17 protein-coding genes, 4 tRNA genes and 1 pseudogene are annotated in these 18670 nt (G+C 59.4%); 11 read left to right on the forward strand and 11 right to left on the reverse strand.

Features of this window, described 5'->3' with window-relative positions; translation table 11 throughout:
- The first annotated feature begins 3 nt into the window (after nt 1-3).
- From QLG10_RS11050 to QLG10_RS11065, 4 genes are read left to right on the forward strand one after another with little or no spacing between them, the layout of a single operon-like run.
- Nucleotides 4-840, forward strand: coding sequence for an ABC transporter permease subunit (locus QLG10_RS11050; protein WP_282487336.1), 837 nt, complete (start codon nt 4-6; stop codon nt 838-840).
- Nucleotides 827-1627 (forward strand): ABC transporter permease, encoded by an 801-nt coding sequence (locus QLG10_RS11055; protein ID WP_110749689.1) that lies wholly within the window; start codon nt 827-829, stop codon nt 1625-1627. The genes QLG10_RS11050 and QLG10_RS11055 overlap by 14 nt, the downstream gene beginning before the upstream one ends.
- Complete coding sequence (locus QLG10_RS11060) at nt 1624-2613, forward strand: ABC transporter ATP-binding protein (RefSeq protein ID WP_110749691.1); 990 nt, start codon at nt 1624-1626, stop codon at nt 2611-2613. The genes QLG10_RS11055 and QLG10_RS11060 overlap by 4 nt, the downstream gene beginning before the upstream one ends.
- Before the next feature lie 34 nt (nt 2614-2647).
- Complete coding sequence (locus QLG10_RS11065) at nt 2648-3301, forward strand: HAD family hydrolase (protein ID WP_110749693.1); 654 nt, start codon at nt 2648-2650, stop codon at nt 3299-3301.
- Nucleotides 3302-3427: 126 nt separating this feature from the next.
- On the opposite strand, the gene QLG10_RS11070 is transcribed toward QLG10_RS11065, so the two are convergent.
- Complete coding sequence (locus tag QLG10_RS11070; RefSeq protein WP_110749697.1) at nt 3428-4390, reverse strand: NAD(P)H-quinone oxidoreductase; 963 nt, start codon at nt 4388-4390, stop codon at nt 3428-3430.
- A gap of 138 nt (nt 4391-4528) precedes the next feature.
- Between QLG10_RS11070 and QLG10_RS11075 the strand changes: the two genes are divergently transcribed.
- The 3 genes from QLG10_RS11075 to QLG10_RS11085 all read left to right on the forward strand — a co-directional run bounded on the left by QLG10_RS11075 (nt 4529) and on the right by QLG10_RS11085 (nt 9510).
- Entirely contained in the window at nt 4529-6610 is a 2082-nt protein-coding gene (locus tag QLG10_RS11075) for a carboxy terminal-processing peptidase (RefSeq protein WP_177411597.1), read from the forward strand.
- Between the two features lie 133 nt (nt 6611-6743).
- Nucleotides 6744-8543, forward strand: a complete 1800-nt coding sequence (locus tag QLG10_RS11080; RefSeq protein WP_282487332.1) for a bifunctional diguanylate cyclase/phosphodiesterase — start codon at nt 6744-6746, stop codon at nt 8541-8543.
- 139 nt (nt 8544-8682) lie between these two features.
- Nucleotides 8683-9510: an alpha/beta hydrolase gene (locus QLG10_RS11085; protein ID WP_282487333.1), complete on the forward strand. Its 828-nt coding sequence runs from the start codon at nt 8683-8685 to the stop codon at nt 9508-9510.
- A gap of 42 nt (nt 9511-9552) precedes the next feature.
- Here QLG10_RS11085 and QLG10_RS11090 read toward each other — a convergent pair whose 3' ends face one another.
- A complete protein-coding gene (locus tag QLG10_RS11090) occupies nt 9553-9858 on the reverse strand; it encodes a DUF3616 domain-containing protein (RefSeq protein WP_349016955.1) in 306 nt (101 codons plus the stop codon).
- Nucleotides 9859-10051: 193 nt separating this feature from the next.
- Between QLG10_RS11090 and QLG10_RS11095 the strand changes: the two genes are divergently transcribed.
- A complete protein-coding gene (locus QLG10_RS11095) occupies nt 10052-10732 on the forward strand; it encodes a polysaccharide lyase family 7 protein (RefSeq protein WP_110749713.1) in 681 nt (226 codons plus the stop codon).
- A gap of 133 nt (nt 10733-10865) precedes the next feature.
- Here QLG10_RS11095 and QLG10_RS11100 read toward each other — a convergent pair whose 3' ends face one another.
- The 5 genes from QLG10_RS11100 to QLG10_RS11120 form a co-directional block, all read right to left on the reverse strand.
- Nucleotides 10866-11273, reverse strand: a complete 408-nt coding sequence (locus QLG10_RS11100; protein WP_282487335.1) for a sel1 repeat family protein — start codon at nt 11271-11273, stop codon at nt 10866-10868.
- Entirely contained in the window at nt 11274-11645 is a 372-nt protein-coding gene (locus tag QLG10_RS11105) for a hypothetical protein (protein WP_020796778.1), read from the reverse strand.
- Entirely contained in the window at nt 11642-11983 is a 342-nt protein-coding gene (locus QLG10_RS11110) for a helix-turn-helix transcriptional regulator (RefSeq protein ID WP_110749800.1), read from the reverse strand. Before QLG10_RS11110 ends, QLG10_RS11105 begins: the two co-directional genes overlap by 4 nt.
- A 114-nt stretch (nt 11984-12097) precedes the next feature.
- Nucleotides 12098-12553 carry a DUF1232 domain-containing protein gene (locus tag QLG10_RS11115; RefSeq protein ID WP_020796776.1) on the reverse strand — a complete coding sequence of 152 codons (456 nt, stop codon included), beginning with the start codon at nt 12551-12553 and terminating at the stop codon, nt 12098-12100.
- Nucleotides 12554-12865: 312 nt separating this feature from the next.
- On the reverse strand, nt 12866-13579 hold the full coding sequence (locus QLG10_RS11120) for an FKBP-type peptidyl-prolyl cis-trans isomerase (RefSeq protein WP_020796775.1): 714 nt from the start codon (nt 13577-13579) through the stop codon (nt 12866-12868).
- A 255-nt stretch (nt 13580-13834) separates the two neighbouring features.
- Here QLG10_RS11120 and QLG10_RS11125 point away from each other — a divergent pair.
- Nucleotides 13835-15642, forward strand: a pseudogene (locus tag QLG10_RS11125) (di-heme-cytochrome C peroxidase).
- Nucleotides 15639-16772, forward strand: coding sequence for a catalase family protein (locus QLG10_RS11130; RefSeq protein WP_188263770.1), 1134 nt, complete (start codon nt 15639-15641; stop codon nt 16770-16772). The pseudogene QLG10_RS11125 and the gene QLG10_RS11130 overlap by 4 nt, the downstream one beginning before the upstream one ends.
- A gap of 188 nt (nt 16773-16960) precedes the next feature.
- On the opposite strand, the gene QLG10_RS11135 is transcribed toward QLG10_RS11130, so the two are convergent.
- The 4 genes from QLG10_RS11135 to QLG10_RS11150 form a co-directional block, all read right to left on the reverse strand.
- A tRNA-Asp gene (locus QLG10_RS11135) sits at nt 16961-17037 on the reverse strand.
- Nucleotides 17038-17056: 19 nt separating this feature from the next.
- Nucleotides 17057-17132, reverse strand: a tRNA-Val gene (locus QLG10_RS11140).
- Between the two features lie 197 nt (nt 17133-17329).
- A tRNA-Asp gene (locus QLG10_RS11145) sits at nt 17330-17406 on the reverse strand.
- A gap of 19 nt (nt 17407-17425) precedes the next feature.
- A tRNA-Val gene (locus QLG10_RS11150) sits at nt 17426-17501 on the reverse strand.
- Nucleotides 17502-17661: 160 nt separating this feature from the next.
- On the opposite strand from QLG10_RS11150, the gene rdgC reads away from it, so the two are divergent.
- On the forward strand, nt 17662-18582 hold the full coding sequence (rdgC, locus tag QLG10_RS11155; protein WP_008060875.1) for a recombination-associated protein RdgC: 921 nt from the start codon (nt 17662-17664) through the stop codon (nt 18580-18582).
- The last annotated feature ends 88 nt before the right edge of the window (nt 18583-18670 follow it).

Below are 18670 nucleotides of genomic sequence, written 5' to 3' on the forward strand. Positions count from 1 at the left end.
GCCATGACCCGCGGCAAATGGCTGGCAGCCCTTTGCCTGATACCTTTCGCGCTGTTTTTCTTCGTGTTCCAACTCGCGCCGCTGTTCTGGGTGATGATCAACAGCCTGCAATCGGAAGAATTCGGCTGGGGCCTGGCCAATTTCACTAAAATCTTCAATTCGAAATTCTACCTGCAGGCGATCCGGTACAGCCTCGAAATCAGTTTCTGGTCCAGCGTGTTCGGCATCATCATCGCCGTACTTGGCGCCTATTCCTTGCGCCGTGTCGACTCCAGGCTGCGTAATTTCGTCAATGCCTTTGCCAACATGACCAGTAACTTCTCCGGGGTACCGTTAGCGTTCGCCTTCATCATTTTGCTGGGCTTCAACGGCAGCTTCACCATCATGCTCAAGCAGGCCGGGCTCATTCAGGACTTCAACCTGTACTCGAAAACCGGGCTGATCATTCTCTACACCTACTTCCAGATTCCCCTGGGCGTACTGCTGCTGTACCCGGCCTTCGATGCACTGCGCGAAGACTGGCGCGAATCCGCCGCACTGCTCGGTGCCAACGGCTGGCAGTTCTGGCGCCACATCGGTTTGCCGGTGCTGACCCCGGCCCTGCTCGGCACCTTCGTGATCCTGCTGGCCAACGCCCTCGGCGCCTACGCCACGGTGTACGCCCTGACTACCGGCAACTTCAACGTGCTGACGATCCGGATCGCCGCGATGGTCTCGGGCGATATTTCCCTGGACCCGAACCTGGCCAGTGCTTTGGCCGTGGTGCTGGTGGCATTGATGACCCTGGTGACCATCGTCCATCAACTGCTGTTGAAGAGGAGCTACCATGTCTCGCGCTGAATTGGGGCCTGCCGGCATCTACCATCGGGTGGTGGTCTACCTGCTGTTTGCAATCATGTTGCTGCCGCTGATCGGCACCTTTGTCTATTCGATTTCCAGCAGTTGGTCGGCCACCATTCTACCCAGCGGTTTCAGTATCAAATGGTATGCGCAGCTGTGGAGCGATCCGCGCTTCCTGAGCGCTTTCGGCCAGTCACTGCTGGTTTGTGTCGGTGCGCTGATCCTGGCGGTCGTGCTGATCCTGCCGCTGCTGTTCGTGGTGCATTACCACTTCCCCAAACTCGATGCGCTGATGAACATCCTGATCCTGCTGCCCTTTGCAGTACCGCCCGTGGTGTCATCGGTGGGGCTTTTGCAGCTCTATGGCTCCGGGCCGTTTGCGATGGTCGGCACGCCATGGATCCTGATCGGCTGTTATTTCACCGTAGCGCTGCCGTTTATGTACCGCGCCATCACCAACAACCTGCAAGCAATCAACCTGCGCGACCTGATGGACGCCGCCCAGCTGCTCGGCGCGAGCACCTTCCAGGCTGCATTCCTGGTCGTGCTGCCGAACTTGCGAAAAGGCTTGATGGTGGCGCTGCTGCTGTCGTTCTCGTTCCTGTTCGGTGAGTTCGTGTTCGCCAACATCCTCGTCGGCACTCGCTACGAAACCCTGCAGGTTTATCTCAACAACATGCGCAACAGTAGCGGTCACTTCACCAGTGCACTGGTGATTTCCTACTTCCTCTTTGTGCTGGTCTTGACCTGGATTGCCAATATCTTGAACAGGGACAAAAGCGAATGAGCTATGTCAGCGTCCAACATCTGCAGAAAAACTATTCGGGCACCACGGTATTCAGCGATATCAACTGCGAAATCCAGAAGGGTGAGTTCGTTACCCTGCTGGGCCCGTCCGGTTGCGGAAAGTCCACGTTGCTGCGCTGCATCGCCGGGCTGACATCGGTCGATGGCGGCAAGATCTTGCTCGATGGCGTCGATATCGTGCCATTAAGCCCGCAAAAACGCGGGATCGGCATGGTGTTCCAGAGTTATGCATTGTTCCCCAACATGACCGTTGAGCAGAATGTCGCCTTCGGTTTGCGCATGCAGAAAGTCAATTCTGACGACAGCCAGAAGCGTGTCGCAGAAGTATTGAAACTGGTGGAGCTGCAAGAGTTTGCCGCCCGTTATCCGCATCAGTTGTCCGGCGGTCAGTGCCAGCGCGTCGCCCTCGCCCGTTCGCTGGTGACCCGGCCCCGGCTGTTGCTGCTGGACGAACCGCTGTCAGCCCTGGATGCGCGGATTCGTAAGCACCTGCGCGAACAAATCCGTCAGATCCAGCGCGAACTGGGCCTGACCACCATCTTCGTCACTCACGATCAGGAAGAAGCGCTGACGATGTCCGACCGCATTTTCCTGATGAACCAGGGAAAGATCGTACAAAGCGGTGACGCTGAAACCCTTTACACCGCACCGGTGGACGTTTTCGCCGCCGGTTTCATCGGCAACTACAATTTGCTGGACGCCGACAGCGCGTCGAAGCTGTTGCAACGGCCGATCAAGCACCGCATCGCCATTCGCCCGGAGGCCATCGAACTGAGCCTCGACGGCGATCTCGACGCCCAGGTACGCAGCCACAGCCTGCTGGGCAACGTGATTCGCTACCGGATCGAAGCCCGCGGCGTGGAACTGGTGGTGGATGTGCTCAACCGCTCGGCGTCCGACCTGCATCCCGATGGTCAGCGCCTGGCGCTTTCCATCGATCCGACGGCCCTGCGTGAGGTAGCCTGATGCCCTTGCTGAAGTTGAAGAGAGAACTGCACTGATGGCCCTGGCAATTTTTGATCTGGACGAAACCCTGATCCACGGCGACTGCGCCTCTTTGTGGAGCGAACAAATGGTCCGCCTCGGCTGGGTCGACGGAGAATCCTTCCTGCGTCGTGACAAGGAATTGATGGACGCCTACGGCAGGGGGCACCTGGCCATGGAGGACTACATGGCCTTCAGCCTGGAACCCTTGGTCGGCCGAACTCCCGCAGAAGTCGAACACTTGGTCGGCCCCTGGGTGGAAGATTTCATCGAACCGATCATCTTCAGCGACGCCACCAAAACCATCGCCGCCCACCGCAAGGCCGGCGACCGGATCCTGGTGATCTCGGCCTCGGGCGTCCATTTGGTCAAGCCGATCGCCGAACGCCTGGGCATCGATGAAATCCTGGGTATCGAGCTGGAAGTGGCACACGGGGTCTATACCGGCAAGACCGTCGGCACCCTGACCTACCGCGAAGGCAAGATCACCCGGTTGCTGGAGTGGCTGGATGCCGAAGAGGAAAACCTGGAAGGCGCGAGTTTCTACTCGGACTCACGCAATGATTTGCCGTTGTTGCTAAAGGTCGATTACCCGCACGTGGTCAATCCGGACCCGGTGTTGCTTGAGCAGGCCGAAAAATCCAACTGGCCAATCCATCTCTGGAAGTAGTACCTCGCCCTGATCATTCCCACGCTCCGCGTGGGAATGCAGCCCGGGACGCTCTGCGTCCCAGAGCCGAACGCGGAGCGTCCCTTGAGGCGTTCCCAGGCAGAGCATGGGAACGATCTACAGAGGTCAGGTCAGGCTTTCGTCAATCACCAACACCAACTTCCCCGCCACCTTGTTACTCGCCAACTCGGCAAACGCCGCTTCGGCGTCCTTGATCGGGAAAGCCTTGGCCAGTTGCGGGCTCAAGCGTTTATCCGCAAACAGCGGCCAGACGTGCTGGCGCAGATCGCTGAACAGATCCGCCTTGAACTGATCATCGCGGCTGCGCAGGGTCGAGCCCAGCAACTGCACACGCTTGGCCAGCACCTGCGCCAGGTCGAGCGTGGCCTCGCGGCCTCCCATCAGGCCGATCAACACCCAACGACCGTCGATCGCCATCAGTTTCAGGTTCAGCGCTGCGTAGTTGCCGCCCACCGGATCGAGGACGACGTCGAATGGCCCCAAGTCGCGCAGGCTGTCCAGCTCGTCAGTACGCACTACTCCGCCCTGGGCGCCGAGCGCTTCGCAATAGGCCAGCCGCTCAGCGGAGCCGACACTGACCCAGCACGGATTGCCGAATGCCTTGCACAGCTGAATGGCAGCTGAACCGATTCCACTCGCTCCGGCGTGCAACAGCACTTTTTCACCCGGCTTGAGTGCCGCGAGTTGAAACAAATTCAGCCAGACGGTTGCGTAGACTTCCGGCAACGCAGCCGCTTCGGCCAACGACATTTCGTCGGGAACCGGCAACACGTGCCGCCCGTCGACCACCACCTCCTGGGCCATCCCGCCCCCGGCCAGCAAGGCGCAAACCCGATCGCCCACCTGCCAGGCCGAACCCGGCCCGACCTCGCTGATCACCCCCGAACACTCTAGACCAAGCACTTGGCTGGCACCCGGCGGTGGCGGATAAAGACCGGCCTTCTGCAACAAGTCGGCACGATTGAGACCCGCTGCCGCCACTCGAATACGAACTTGCCCTACATCACACCCAGGACTGGGCTCTTCAACCCACACCACTTGACCGTCAACGCCTTGCAATGCTTTCACAGTGCCTCCATAGTGAGTCTGGACTGAGCCCGAAGCTGTAGCACCGGGCTTTTTGCATTATGCGACCGGCCCTTGTGGAACCGGCGACTTCAAAGACGGCCTAATATGCGTTATCAATTGTCCCCGCGTCGAATCAACATGAAGCGTTTGTTCCCCAGCACTGCCCTCGCCCTTTTCATCGGTATCGGCTTGCTGCCGATGTCCGGCACTACTTTCGCAGCCAACAGCTGGGACAAGCTTCAGCCCGACCGTGACGAAGTCATCGCCAGTCTGAATGTCGTGGAGTTGCTCAAGCGCCACCACTACAGCAAGCCGCCGCTCGATGACGCCCGCTCGGTGATCATCTACGACAGCTACCTGAAATTGCTCGACCCGTCGCGCAGCTACTTCATGGCCAGCGACATCGCCGAATTCGACAAGTGGAAGACCCAGTTCGACGACTTCCTCAAGAGCGGCGACCTCAACGCCGGGTTCACCATCTACAAGCGCTACCTGGACCGCGTCAAGGCGCGCCTGGACTTTGCCCTTGCCGAGCTGAACAAGGGCGTCGACAAGATCGACTTCACCACCAAGGAAACCTTGCTGGTCGACCGCAAGGATGCCCCTTGGCTCAAATCCACCGCGGAACTTGACGACCTGTGGCGCAAACGCGTCAAGGACGAAGTGCTGCGGCAGAAGATCGCCGGCAAGGATTCCAAGCAAATCCAGGAAACCCTGACCAAGCGCTACAAGAACCAGCTGGCGCGCCTTGACCAGACCCGCGCGGAAGACATCTTCCAGGCGTACATCAACACCTTCGCCATGTCCTATGACCCGCACACCAACTATCTGTCGCCGGATAACGCGGAAAACTTCGACATCAACATGAGCCTGTCCCTGGAGGGCATTGGCGCCGTATTGCAGAGCGATAACGATCAAGTCAAGGTCGTGCGCCTGGTGCCTGCAGGCCCGGCGGACAAGACCAAGCAGGTCGCACCGGCCGACAAGATCATCGGCGTTGCCCAGGGCAACAAAGAGATGGTCGACGTGGTCGGCTGGCGCCTGGACGAAGTGGTCAAGCTGATCCGCGGCCCCAAAGGCACCATCGTGCGCCTGGAAGTGATTCCGGCCAGCAATGCACCGAACGACCAGACCAGCAAGATCGTGCCGATCACTCGCGAAGCGGTGAAGCTCGAAGACCAGGCGGTGAAAAAGTCGGTACTCAACCTCAAGCAGGATGGCAAGGACTACAAGCTCGGCGTCATCGAGATTCCGGCTTTCTACCTGGACTTCAAGGCGTTCCGTGCCGGCGATCCGGATTACAAGAGCACCACCCGCGACGTCAAGAAGCTGCTGACCGAGTTGCAAAAGGACAAGGTTGACGGCGTGGTCATCGACCTGCGCAACAACGGCGGTGGCTCCTTGCAGGAAGCCACCGAGCTGACCAGCCTGTTCATCGACAAAGGCCCGACCGTACTCGTGCGTAACGCCGACGGCCGTGTCGATGTCCTGGAAGATGAAAACCCGGGCGCCTTCTACAAAGGCCCGATGGCGTTGCTGGTCAACCGCCTGTCCGCCTCGGCTTCGGAAATTTTCGCCGGCGCCATGCAGGACTACCACCGCGCACTGATCATCGGCGGCCAGACCTTCGGCAAAGGCACCGTGCAGACCATCCAGCCGCTGAACCATGGCGAGCTCAAGTTGACCCTGGCCAAGTTCTACCGGGTTTCCGGACAGAGCACCCAGCATCAGGGCGTACTGCCGGACATCGATTACCCGTCGATCATCGACACCAAGGAAATCGGCGAAAGCGCCCTGCCCGAAGCCATGCCGTGGGACACCATCCGTGCGGCGATCAAGCCTGCGGTCGACCCGTTCAAACCGTACATCACCCAACTCAAGTCCGAGCATGACGTACGCACGGCCAAGGACGCGGAGTTCGTGTTCATCCGTGACAAACTGGCCCTGGCGCAAAAACTGATGACGGAAAAAACCGTCAGCCTCAATGAGGCCGAGCGTCGCGCCCAGCACGCCGATATCGAAGCCAAGCAGCTTGCCATGGAGAATATCCGCCGCAAGGCCAAGGGCGAAGAGCCGCTCAAGGAGCTGAAGAAAGAAGACGAAGACGCTATCGCGGCCGAGGACGACAAGACCAAGCCGGAAGACGACGCCTACCTGAGCGAGACCGGGCGCATCCTGCTGGATTACTTGAAGCTCAATACGGCGGTAGCCAAGCACTAAGCTGATGGCAATTTAATGCTGACGCTCCCCGGAGCGTCATTAAACAGTCATCATTCTGTCGTGAAATAACGGACCGGTAGCGCCTCTTTCAACCAAGAGCACGCCCGGTCCTTTTTTTTCGCCAGAGATCGCCATGACCACAACCGAACAGCTGAGTGCCTTGAGTTCAATCCTGGCTCAAAGCGGTTTGCACAGCCTGTTCCAACCCATCATCAGCCTTTCCGAGCGACGCATCCTGGGCTACGAAGCCCTGAGCCGCGGCCCCTCCAACAGTCCGTTGCACTCCCCTGTCGCCCTGTTCGCCGTCGCCCGCCAGGCGGGTCGCCTCAGCGAACTGGAAATCGCCTGCCGACAGAGCGCGTGCCGGCGTTTCAACGAACAGCAACTGCCCGGCAAACTGTTCCTCAACGTCTCCCCGGAATCCTTGCTCGAAGCGGCCCACCAGCCCGGTCGCACCTTGCAGTTGCTGCAGGATTTCGGCATTGAACCGAACCAGGTGGTCATCGAACTCACCGAGCAGACCCCCACCGACGACTTCCAGCTGCTGCACACCGCCCTGCATCATTACCGGGCCATGGGGTTTTCCATTGCACTGGACGACCTGGGCGCGGGTTACTCCAGCTTGCGCCTGTGGTCCGAACTGCGTCCCGACTACGTGAAGATCGACCGACATTTCATCGACGGCATTCACCTGGATGCCCTCAAGCGCGAGTTCGTTGGCTCGATCCTGCAAATTGCCAACGCCTCGCGGGCACAGGTGATCGCCGAAGGCATCGAATTGGCGGAAGAACTGGCGGTACTGACTGAAATGGGCGTCGATCTGGTCCAGGGCTACCTTCTCTGTCGGCCACAGGAACATCCACCGCGCGATGCCCGCACCTTGATGCCCAGGCGCGACAGCAGCGCCGTGGCGCTGGGCGAAGACGGCAGCGACCTGAGTGCCCTGCTCAACGACCAGCCCGCGGTGGCCCGCCACACCCCGACCGCCACCGTGCTCGAAGCCTTCCGTCGCCAGGCCAACCTGAACTCGCTGGCGGTGCTGGATGAGCAAGGCCAGCCTTGCGGTATCGTCCATCGCCATTCGCTCTCGGATGCCCTGCTCAAGCCGTTTGCCACCGACCTGTTCGCCCGCAAACCGATCAGCCGCCTGATGAGCGACGACTTCCTCGCCGTCGAGCTGGGCCAGTCACTGCAGCAAGTCAGCCGGTTGATCACCAGCCGCGCCCGGCAACGCATCGAGGAAGATTTCATCATCACCCTCGATGGCAACTACCTGGGCCTGGGCCGGGTGATCGACGTGCTCAAGCTGATCACCGAACTGAAAATCCAGCAAGCGCGCTACGCCAACCCCCTGACCCTGCTGCCGGGCAACGTACCCATCCAGCAATGCCTGACACGGCTGCTGCAACAGCAACGCGAATCGCTGATCTGCTACGTGGACATCGACAGCTTCAAACCCTTCAACGACATCTACGGCTATGGCCGTGGCGATGAAGTCCTGCTGTGCCTGGCACAATGCCTGAATGAGCGCATTGACCCCGCCCGCGACTTCGTCGGCCACATCGGTGGCGATGACTTCCTGCTGGTGCTGGGCCCGGACGACTGGCGCAAGCGCTTGAACCAACTGCTGGAGGACTTCCAGGTGCAGTGCCGACGCTTCTACCGCAGCGAACACCTGGAAGCCGGCTGCTTCACCGCCCCCAACCGCCAGGGCACGCGCCAGGAATTCCCCTTGTTGTCACTGTCGATCGGGGTGGTGCATCTACACCCACAGGCCTGTGGGCAACTCGATGCGAGCCAGTTGGCGGAGATGGCTTCGCAGGCCAAGCATCACGCCAAGGATGTGCCGGGGTATAGCGTGCATGTGATGGATAGTTTGCTGGGAATGGTGCGAGAGGGTGAAACGTTGATTGCGACATTGCGGCCCACTTGAGCAGCTAATTACATGGGTCGTGATCACTGGTTTGCATTGCTGCCGCCAACTGGGAAATTGCAGTCAACTTGACCCGGGCCTGGGATCACATGCACCTCAGTTGCTGTCCTAACAGCGGGCAGGCCCAAGGGGGGAAACCATGACAACGCAAAAAATCACCATCAAAGACCTGCAGTTGAACGTTTCCATCCGCGGCCAAGGCTCACCGCTGATCTTGCTCAACGGCCTGGGTGGTTTGATCCGTACTTTCGACCCCTTGCGCGATGAACTGGCGGACTACAGGACCATTACGCTGGACGTGCCCGGGGTCGGCAAATCGCAAATGCCGCGCTGGCCCATGCGTCTGCCGCGCCATGCCGACCTGATCGCCGAGCTGCTCAAGCAATTGGGCATCGACCAGGTCGATGTGTTCGGCGTAAGTTGGGGCGGTGCATTGGCGCAGGAATTCGCCCTGCGTTACCCGGGCATGGTGCGCCGGTTGATCCTGGCGGCGACATCGGCGGGTCCGGCGATGCTGGTGAAGCCCGCCGATATCCTGGACTTTTTTGCCAGCGGTAAAAGCCCCAGGCAGCGCAAGCAAGAAGGCTCGCGCAATTCACTGCAGGCGCTGCTGCGCTTCGGTGTGATGAAGGGCATGCTCACGGCCAACCCGCGAACCTATTACCACCAGCTCACCGCCCTGGTCGGCTGGACCAGCCTGCTGCGGCTGTTCCGTCTGCGACAGCGCACGCTGATTCTCACCGGCGAACGCGATACCCTGGTGCGGCTGTACAACGCGCACATCCTAAGTCGCACCATTCGCCGTGCCGAACTGCACGTCCTGCAGGGCGAGGGGCATTTTTTCGTGGTGACCAGCACCAGGCGAACCGCCGAAGCGATACGCGAATTCCTCTGCCGGCAGCACGACGATGAAGAGTCGGTGCCAATGAGGGGTGACGCCCGCGTTGACGTCGATGTGCGTGGCTAATCCAGGATGAACAGGTCCCCCTCTACATCCGTATCGCCGTGTTTACGACTCTGCGCCGCGGAGTCGTAGACGAGTCATCAGAACCTCCCCAGGCTGCCCGCCCGATTTAAACAGACACATGCCTTCAGCGTGATCGTTGCCTTGCCCGAAAGGCACCTCCAGCACCTTCTCCAATTGATCGGCGAAAACCACGTTTTGCTCGTCAGACGCGAAACCGCCGCCCCAGCGCAAGACCGTTACCGGACCGTTCTGCTCCATCGTGTGGGGCCCGCCACGCTCAGTAAATCGTTCGAAAGGCTGGCCTAGGCACGTTCGCTGCTGCGCCTGCGCAACCCGGATTAGTTCCATCCACTACGAAAATAGCCGACGAACGGTAAATCCCGTAGGCACAAAGCCTGCAATAAACACCCTGACGAGCATTTGACGTCAATCTACCGCCATACGGATTTTCCTAATCAGCAGACCCAATTGATACAGCTCAATAGCGTCGGTTCGAGTGCAACTGTGGCCGCAACATTCCCCCACATACAGGATTATTGACATGATCGATCTCGCCACCTGGAATTTAAGCATCCCTGAAGGCAGCCCACCGGCCACAATAGAAACACCTCGATTGGCGCAAGGCTTCAAGGACCAGTATTTCAGCTCCGAAGCCGCTACGCTTTCCTTCTGGGCACCTGTGACCGGTTCCAGAACGGCCAACGCCATTTATCCGCGCAGCGAGTTGCGGGAAACCTATAGTGATGGAACGCTGCGCAACTGGCAGTATTCAGCGGCGGATAACATCCTGCGGGCGAGCCTGACAGTCAATCAGGTCCCCAGCACCGGCAAGATCGTGATTGGACAGATTCACAACAAGGACAGCAACAACCCCATGGTGAAGCTGGAATACCAATACAAAACGTCGGCTTCGACGGGGAACATTGTCGCCAAGGTGCGCATGCGCCCCGACGATGAAGAGGGCCGGGTCATTACCATTGCGACGGGTGTGCCACTCGACCGCGACTTTTCCTACCAGATCCACCTCAGCCCGAAGGGCGCACTGGGCATCAGCGCAGCAGGAAACAACTGGAGAACCACCATCGACCCGAGCTGGAAGACTAAACCACTTTATTTCAAAGCAGGGGCGTATGTGCAGGACAACACCGGCTATCCCACCGAGGGCGCAAGAGTGACGTTCAGGATGCTGGAGATCCAACACAACATTAAGTCGCTTCTCTAGGTCACTATCGTTGGCAAGCCGATCCGAAGGGTGAAGACTCAAGTGGACTTCCCCATCGATCGGCTACCAAGTGATCGCTGTCAGTAACTCAACAACGCGAGCGGCAGATGCCCTCGTTTCGAAAAATAATCGATTACTGCGAAGACCCGCCAGCCGCCAACTCCTTGAGTTTGATCTCGGCCAATGGATGCCCGGCCTTGGCCGCCAGTGCCCAGAACCGCGCCGCTTCCGCCGGATCCGGCGCCTTGCTCGGGCTTCCGGCCAGGCTGATCACGCCCACTTGGTAGGCGGCCTTGCCATCACCGGCCAGTGCGGCCAGGCGCAACAGCCGAATACCCTCCTCCCGCGCCCCCAGGCCGACGCCACGAAAGGTCAGGATGTGCCCATAGAAACTCTGCGCGCCGACATCGCCCAGGTTGGCCATGCGTGCGAATTGACCCTCCATCCAGCGCCAGCCGCGAGGCTGGCGCACGAACCATGGCCAGTGAAACAACCGGCGGGCCATCCAGTAACCGGCCCGCGCCTTGAGCTTCAGGAACACTCAGGCTTCCGCCGATTCGGGGTACTCGTATTCGAATACGCGAACCACTTCCGAGGCATGCCATGAGGCAGCGGCGACGCCATCGGACGGGCCGGTGAAGCGCCCCAGGCGCTCGACGCATTCGAAGAATCCGGTACGTGGCAAGCGGCTGGCACCCTGGCTGATCACCAGGGAACTGCGCAGCGGCTGTTCGGCCTTGGCATCCAGTGCGGCCAGATGTTCAAGTGCGGCGGTCAGGGTTTGCATGGCGGGCGTAGGAAGCTGCAATCGCTCCAGCAATGCCCGGTAGGTCAGGAGATGACGCTGTCGGCGTGCCTGATCCAGCTCGCCCAGCAATCCATCCCAGTGTTGACGACTGATGCGTACGCTCACGATTCATCCCTCCACCCTGGCACCGTCAATTCCCAGGCCAGGCTGCGGCGAATCGCGGCGTCGGGCAGACGCTCGCCACTTTCGATCATGGCCAGGTAAGACGGGCTGATGCCTACCGTGCGGGCGAGCGCCTCGATGGCGATGCCCTTCCCTTCGCGCAAACTGCGTAGTTGATCCAGACCCGGAAGAATAGCGTCTGGTGTAGTCGCGAGCGGCGTCGGGGCCGCACGTGACGGTGCTTCGTTGATGCCTGCTGCTTTCAGTAGAGCCTGATACTGAGCCCACGGCAGAACCGCGTATTCGGGCTCGCCTTCGCGTGTAATTATCTGAATATCCATGATTACCCCGTAGGACAACAACACTTAGCGAGTCGGCACTTTTCCCTAGAAGTGTAATCCTAACAGCGGCCAAGGTCGCGGGGGCTATCTATATGAAGCGCAGACGGGATCGAATCAGGTTTTTTTCGGTTTCTGCAGCTTGAGTTGCTCAGGGGTGTCGGGCAATCGCTCGACCACCGCGAGTTTTTCCGGGACCTGGCGTTTGCGCCAGGCGCGGAAGGCGTTGAGTTCATCGTCGAGGACTTTCATCAGCCAAGCCAGAACGGCGATGTCATCGATCATGCCGAACAGCGGCAGAAAATCCGGAATGGCATCGACCGGACTGAGGAAATACATCAGGCCGGCGACCACCGATATCAGCGCCTTGGGACTGATGGCCCGGTATTCGCCACGCCAGTACGCCAGGCACAACGCCTGTAACAGGCGCAGATCATCCTTGAGCTTGCCCAATCGGTTACCCTGGCTGGCACTTTTGCTGGCCACCGCAAACAGCAAGGTCGGCAAGCGCCCACGGGCGAGCAGGCGTCCGGCCAAGGGCAGGAAACGAGCAAAATTCCAGGGTGCTTTCATGACGCCTCCGGCAGAAATGTTATCCACACAAATTGTGGATAACCTTGTGAACAGAGCCACTTTTCATGGCTGAAAGGCCCGCTGCATAAGGGCTTCACTCAGATCGGGCGTTTTTTACCCATCTAAAAAAACCTAATATTTCATTGACTTGGAGGTCTGCCGAAGGTTAGGCACGCCCCCCCCACACTGACTATGACTTCAGTGTACGGCAACTGTTCGCTTTGTTTACCTGTGCACGCAGGTTCGTGCAATCAACGCCAGATGCAACAACGCCCCGCATGAGCGAGGCGTTGTCGTTAAAGCAGACGCGAATTACTTGGCAGCGTCTTCTTTTGCTGGATCTTTGATTCCCAGCAGTTCCAGGTCGAACACCAGCACCGAGTTGGCCGGGATCGCCGGGCTTGGGCTTTGCGCGCCGTAAGCCAATTCGCTAGGAATATACAGCTTGTACTTCTCGCCTACGTGCATCAGTTGCAGGCCTTCGACCCAACCCGGGATCACACCGCTGACCGGCAGATCGATCGGGCTGCCGCGCTCGACGGAGCTGTCGAAAACGGTGCCGTTGGTCAGCTTGCCGGTGTAGTGGACGGTCACTACGTCAGTCGGCTTTGGCTGGGCGCCATCGGCTTTCTTTTCCACTTCATATTGCAGGCCCGAAGCGGTAGTCACGACGCCAGCTTTCTTGGCGTTTTCTTCGAGGAATTTCTTGCCGGCAGCTGCCGACTCTTCGCTCATCTTGGCCATACGCTCTTCAGCGCGCTTTTGCAGCGCCGCGAAGGCTTCTACCAATTCTTCATCCTTTAGTTTCTGTTCTTTCTTGCCGACCGCATCTTCGATGCCCTGGGCAACGGCTTTGGAGTCCAGATCATCCATGCCTTCCTGAGCCAGGCTCTTGCCCATGTTCAGGCCAATTCCGTAGGAAGCTTTTTGCGCCGGGGTTTTCAGCTCTACGCTGGTTTGCGAATCGCAACCCGCAAGTACCAGGCTAACCAGGGCCACCGCCGCCGCCAACCGATGCTGTTTCATGCTATTTCCTTGTTCATGCGCCTAAAGGGCAATCGAGTAAAGTCGCGAGCTTATCAGGCGGCCACGACCAATGGCTACCGGCATGAGAGCCACAAACTGGCGATAAGTTCAGGTGTTTAAACGCATTTAACCAAGTTGATGATGAAACTTGCGTCATCTTGCACTCAGGAAGGCTGAACATCTGGCGTAATGGCCTCTTGCCGCATCCCTGACCCTAAGGCATAACGGTAGCAATAATAGACAAGGATGGTCCACGTGCGCGTTTTGCTCCGCTTATTGGCTCTTTTTGCTGCTTTGGTGCTCCTCGCCCTGGCCGTGGTCCTGTACTACGTCGCAAACCCGAAACTGCCGCGCCACGCGGCCGCGCAACAGGTGCATTACCTGGAGCAATGGAACGCCGAAGACCGCCAGCGTTACTATTTCACGCCCCAGGGTACTCAGGTCAAGGGCTTGCACTACGACTGGTTCACCGCCCTGGAACTGCCCTTTTCGCAACAACGATTCGCCGCGCCGGACTCCCTCGCGCGCTTCGGTTTCCTGATCGACCCCGAGCAGAAACCCACGCCGAACAACCCCGGCAACCTGCCCGTGGGCTTCGCCCGGCATCAGAATCCCGGCAGCGCGGATACATTTCTGGATATTACCTGCGCCGCCTGTCATACCGGTGAACTGCGCTTGAACGGTCAAGCCGTGCGCATCGACGGCGGCTCCGCGCAGCATGTGTTGCCCTCCAGCGTCCCCACCTTGCAGGGCGGCAGTTTTGGCCAGGCGCTGGTCGCGAGCCTGGCTTTCACTTACTACAACCCCTGGAAGTTCGAACGTTTCGCCCGCAACGTCCTTGGACCTGACTACGACACCGGGCACCAGGCACTGCGCGAGGCATTCAAGGGTTCCCTGGATACTTTCCTGAAGGTGGCCTGGAACGACACTCACCGCGGGCTCTACCCCACCGAAGAAGGTCCCGGGCGCACCGACGCGTTCGGGCGCATTGCCAACGCCAGCTTCGGCGACGCAATTTCCCCCGCCAACTACCGCGTGGCCGATGCCCCCGTCGACTACCCACAGTTATGGGATATGTGGACCTTCGACTGGGTGCAGTGGAATGGCTCGGCGCAGCAGCCCATGGCGCGCAATTTGGTGAAGCCCTGGGAGTAGGCGCCACGCTGAGTTTTTTCGATGCCGAAGGTAAGCCCCTCATGGACGACAATCGGTACCCGTCCAGCGTCCGGGTGCGGGATCTGCACCTGATCGAACAAACCCTGCAACGACTCAAGCCACCAGCCTGGCCGGAAGAATGGTTGGGCGCGGTGGACAAGCCGCTGGCCGCCAAAGGTCGCGCGTTGTTCGCCGAGAACTGCGCCGGTTGCCACGTACCGCGCGTCAGCATCAGCGAAGGGCGCCCGGTGCAACAGTTGAAAATGCTGCCCGTGGAGGCAATCGGCACCGACCCGGGCGCCGCCAACAATATCGCCAATCACCGCTTCGACCTGACAGCCTTGCAGTGGGACCCGGCCGAGTTGGCGCGCCTGGACGTACAACTGCATCCAGCCCCCACCGAACCTCTGGACCTGAGCCAGTTGTCGGTCGCCAAGGGGCTGGCGTATGTCACGGCATTCGTCGGCAACCGCGCCTATCGCGAGGCCGCCGTCACGCCGGCCGAGCGCGCGGACATGGATGGCTTCGGCCTGCCGATCGGCGTCCAGGAATTGCGCGCCTACAAGGCCCGGCCCCTGGCGGGTGTATGGGCAACGCCGCCATTTCTGCACAACGGTTCTGTGCCGAGCATTTATCAATTGCTTTCGCCACAGGACGAACGCGCCACCACCTTTTACAAGGGCACGTTCGAGTACGACCCGAAGCATTTGGGCTATCGCACCGAAGCCTTTAGCAATGGCTTTGTGTTCGACACGCGTATTACCGGCAATCACAACAGCGGGCACGAGTTCCGCGCCGGCAAGCGTGGCAACGGCGTGATCGGGCGCTTGCTGCAACCCGAAGAGCGCTGGGCGTTGCTGGAGTATTTGAAAGTGCTGGGCGGCCCTCTGGAGGCGCAACTGCCATGAAACGACTCTGGATACGCCTGGGCGCCTTTCTCGGCAAGACTCTGCTCTGTTTGCTGGTCCTGGGGTTACTCGGCTGGGCATTGGCCACGGCATGGTTCGCCTGGCAGCACCGTGGACCGGTATCTACGCAAGAGCTGATCCCCGACGGCGAAGCCGCAATGACTCAGGACATCATCCAGACGGCGGTGCGTATCGTCGACCAGCACCGGGAAAACACCCGCTACCTGCGCGATGCCCACGCCAAGGCCCACGGCTGTTTTAAAGCCCAAGTGCAGGTGTTATCGGAACTGGCGGGAGAACTGCGTCAGGGTGTGTTCAGCGAGCCGGGCAAAACCTGGCAGGCGACGCTGCGCCTGTCCAACGGCAACGCCTACCCTCAATTCGACAGCATCCGCGATGCCCGGGGCATGGCGATCAAGTTGCACGATGTGCCCGGAAAACAGCTACTGCGCGATCAGCCGGGTCGTGCTGAACAGGACTTCGTGATGTTCAGTCATCCGAACTTCTTTGTCAGCGATGTCGCCGAGTATCGTCAGAATGTGGCTGCCCAGGCGGATGGCAAAAAGATGCTGGCGTTCTTTCCGGACTGGGACCCGCGCACCTGGCAGGTCCGTCATCTGTTTATCGCCCTGGCGACACTCTCCCCTGCCCCGGAAAGCCCGACGCGCACCCGGTACTTTTCGGTTTCGCCCTACAAATTCGGTGAGGGCAATGCCAAGTTTCGCGTCGTGCCGGATCCTGGCAGCTGCCCGGCCTACTCCTTGCCCGCGCAGAACCGTGAGTTACCGAATTTCCTGCGAAATGCGCTGTACCAGCAGTTATCGACCGATCGGATGCCCGCGTGTTTCGTCTTGCAAATACAGCGGCAGGACCCCGGCAAGTACATGCCGATCGAGGACACCAGTATTGAATGGCAAGAGAGCGATGCGCCCTTCGAGACGGTGGCGCGAATCACCCTGCCCGCCCAGGATTTCGACACCCCGGCACTGAACCTGCAATGCGATAACCAGTCGTTCAACCCTTGGTTCGGGCTTGAGGCGCACCGCCCCATCGGCGGGATCAACCGCTTGCGCAAGGCGGTTTATGAAGCGGTCAGCGATTACCGTCATGCCCGTAATCAAGCTATGTAGGAGCGAGCACGCTCGCGAAAAACTGGAGGGCACCACGGGGTATCAGGTATCCCGCGTCATCGTTGACGTCCATCGCGAGCATGCTCGCTCCTACACGGAAGGAAAACCCAAACGCCAGACAGCAAAAAGCCCGCATTCAGCGGGCTTTCTGTGGTGACCTGGCGTTCAGTGGTCCAGGTTACCGAATATGGCGCAGCGGACGGGACTCGAACCCGCGACCCCCGGCGTGACAGGCCGGTATTCTAACCGACTGAACTACCGCTGCGCGAAACGCTTGAAACGAATGGTGGGTGATGACGGGATCGAACCGCCGACATTCTGCTTGTAAGGCAGACGCTCTCCCAGCTGAGCTAATCACCCTTCGCTTCGTTACGGGACGCATTATGCCACAGATTTTCATAAAGTGTTGATTTATTTGAAGTTTTTTCAAAAAAATCTGAAAACCGGTGAAACGACACATCCCGCGGGAACAACGTACAAACTTGAGGCAGAAAAAAACCCGCCTTGGCGGGTTTTTCCGTGGTGACCTGGCGTTCAGTTGTCCAGGTTACCGAATATGGCGCAGCGGACGGGACTCGAACCCGCGACCCCCGGCGTGACAGGCCGGTATTCTAACCGACTGAACTACCGCTGCGCTAAACACTTGAAACGAATGGTGGGTGATGACGGGATCGAACCGCCGACATTCTGCTTGTAAGGCAGACGCTCTCCCAGCTGAGCTAATCACCCTTCGCTTCGGTGTGGCGCGCATTCTACGGAGCGCCCCCACCTCTGGCAAGCACTTTTTTAATTAATTTTCTGATGCCTTCCAAAGGCTTAGAGAAGGGTTGGCCTATGGCACACGGAGGACAATAATGCCCGCCTTTGCATATAAGGAGAGACTTACCCCATGTGGTTCAAAAACCTGCTTATCTATCGCCTGACCCAAGATCTGCCTGTTGATGCCGAGGCGTTGGAGACTGCACTGGCCACCAAGCTGGCGCGTCCATGTGCAAGCCAGGAGTTGACCACCTACGGTTTCGTCGCACCGTTCGGCAAGGGCGAAGATGCCCCGCTGGTACACGTCAGCGGTGATTTCCTGCTGATCAGCGCGCGCAAGGAAGAACGCATTCTGCCGGGCAGCGTCGTGCGTGACGCGGTGAAGGAAAAGGTCGAAGAGATCGAGGCCGAGCAAATGCGCAAGGTCTATAAAAAGGAACGCGACCAGATCAAGGATGAAATCATCCAGGCCTTCCTGCCGCGCGCCTTTATCCGTCGCTCTTCGACCTTTGCCGCCATCGCGCCGAAACAGGGCCTGATCCTGGTCAACTCGGCCAGCCCGAAACGTGCCGAAGACCTGCTGTCCACCCTGCGTGAAGTGATCGGTACCCTGCCGGTGCGCCCACTGACCGTGAAAATGTCCCCGACCGCGACCATGACCGAGTGGGTCACCACGCAAAAAGCCGCGGACGACTTCTTTGTACTGGACGAGTGCGAACTGCGCGACACCCACGAAGACGGCGGCATCGTGCGTTGCAAGCGTCAGGACCTGACCAGCGAAGAAATCCAGTTGCACCTGAGCACCGGCAAAGTGGTCACCCAGCTGTCGCTGGCCTGGCAGGACAAACTGTCGTTCGTCCTCGACGACAAGATGGTGGTCAAGCGCCTGAAGTTCGAAGACCTGCTGCAAGACCAGGCGGAACAAGACGGTGGCGATGAAGCCCTCGGCCAACTGGATGCCAGCTTCACGCTGATGATGCTGACGTTCGGTGATTTCCTGCCAGCGCTGGTCGAGGCGTTGGGTGGGGAAGAGACACCACAAGGCATCTAAAGCCTTGTGATTTCAAACTGTGGGAGCGGGCTTGCTCGCGAAAGCGGTGGATCAGTCGACATATATATTGACTGACCCGCCGCTTTCG

The organism is Pseudomonas sp. V98_8, assembly GCF_029967975.1.
GTDB lineage: Bacteria > Pseudomonadota > Gammaproteobacteria > Pseudomonadales > Pseudomonadaceae > Aquipseudomonas > Aquipseudomonas umsongensis.

Bases quoted from the DNA above. Each gene is read 5' to 3' on its own strand.
- QLG10_RS11050 (WP_282487336.1), top strand. From the start codon at position 4: ATGACCCGCGGCAAATGGCTGGCAGCCCTTTGCCTGATACCTTTCGCG.
- QLG10_RS11055 (WP_110749689.1), top strand. From the start codon at position 827: ATGTCTCGCGCTGAATTGGGGCCTGCCGGCATCTACCATCGGGTGGTG.
- QLG10_RS11060 (WP_110749691.1), top strand. From the start codon at position 1,624: ATGAGCTATGTCAGCGTCCAACATCTGCAGAAAAACTATTCGGGCACC.
- QLG10_RS11065 (WP_110749693.1), top strand. From the start codon at position 2,648: ATGGCCCTGGCAATTTTTGATCTGGACGAAACCCTGATCCACGGCGAC.
- QLG10_RS11075 (WP_177411597.1), top strand. From the start codon at position 4,529: ATGAAGCGTTTGTTCCCCAGCACTGCCCTCGCCCTTTTCATCGGTATC.
- QLG10_RS11080 (WP_282487332.1), top strand. From the start codon at position 6,744: ATGACCACAACCGAACAGCTGAGTGCCTTGAGTTCAATCCTGGCTCAA.
- QLG10_RS11085 (WP_282487333.1), top strand. From the start codon at position 8,683: ATGACAACGCAAAAAATCACCATCAAAGACCTGCAGTTGAACGTTTCC.
- QLG10_RS11090 (WP_349016955.1), bottom strand. From the start codon at position 9,858: ATGGAACTAATCCGGGTTGCGCAGGCGCAGCAGCGAACGTGCCTAGGC.
- QLG10_RS11095 (WP_110749713.1), top strand. From the start codon at position 10,052: ATGATCGATCTCGCCACCTGGAATTTAAGCATCCCTGAAGGCAGCCCA.
- QLG10_RS11110 (WP_110749800.1), bottom strand. From the start codon at position 11,983: ATGGATATTCAGATAATTACACGCGAAGGCGAGCCCGAATACGCGGTT.
- QLG10_RS11115 (WP_020796776.1), bottom strand. From the start codon at position 12,553: ATGAAAGCACCCTGGAATTTTGCTCGTTTCCTGCCCTTGGCCGGACGC.
- QLG10_RS11120 (WP_020796775.1), bottom strand. From the start codon at position 13,579: ATGAAACAGCATCGGTTGGCGGCGGCGGTGGCCCTGGTTAGCCTGGTA.
- QLG10_RS11130 (WP_188263770.1), top strand. From the start codon at position 15,639: ATGAAACGACTCTGGATACGCCTGGGCGCCTTTCTCGGCAAGACTCTG.
- rdgC (WP_008060875.1), top strand. From the start codon at position 17,662: ATGTGGTTCAAAAACCTGCTTATCTATCGCCTGACCCAAGATCTGCCT.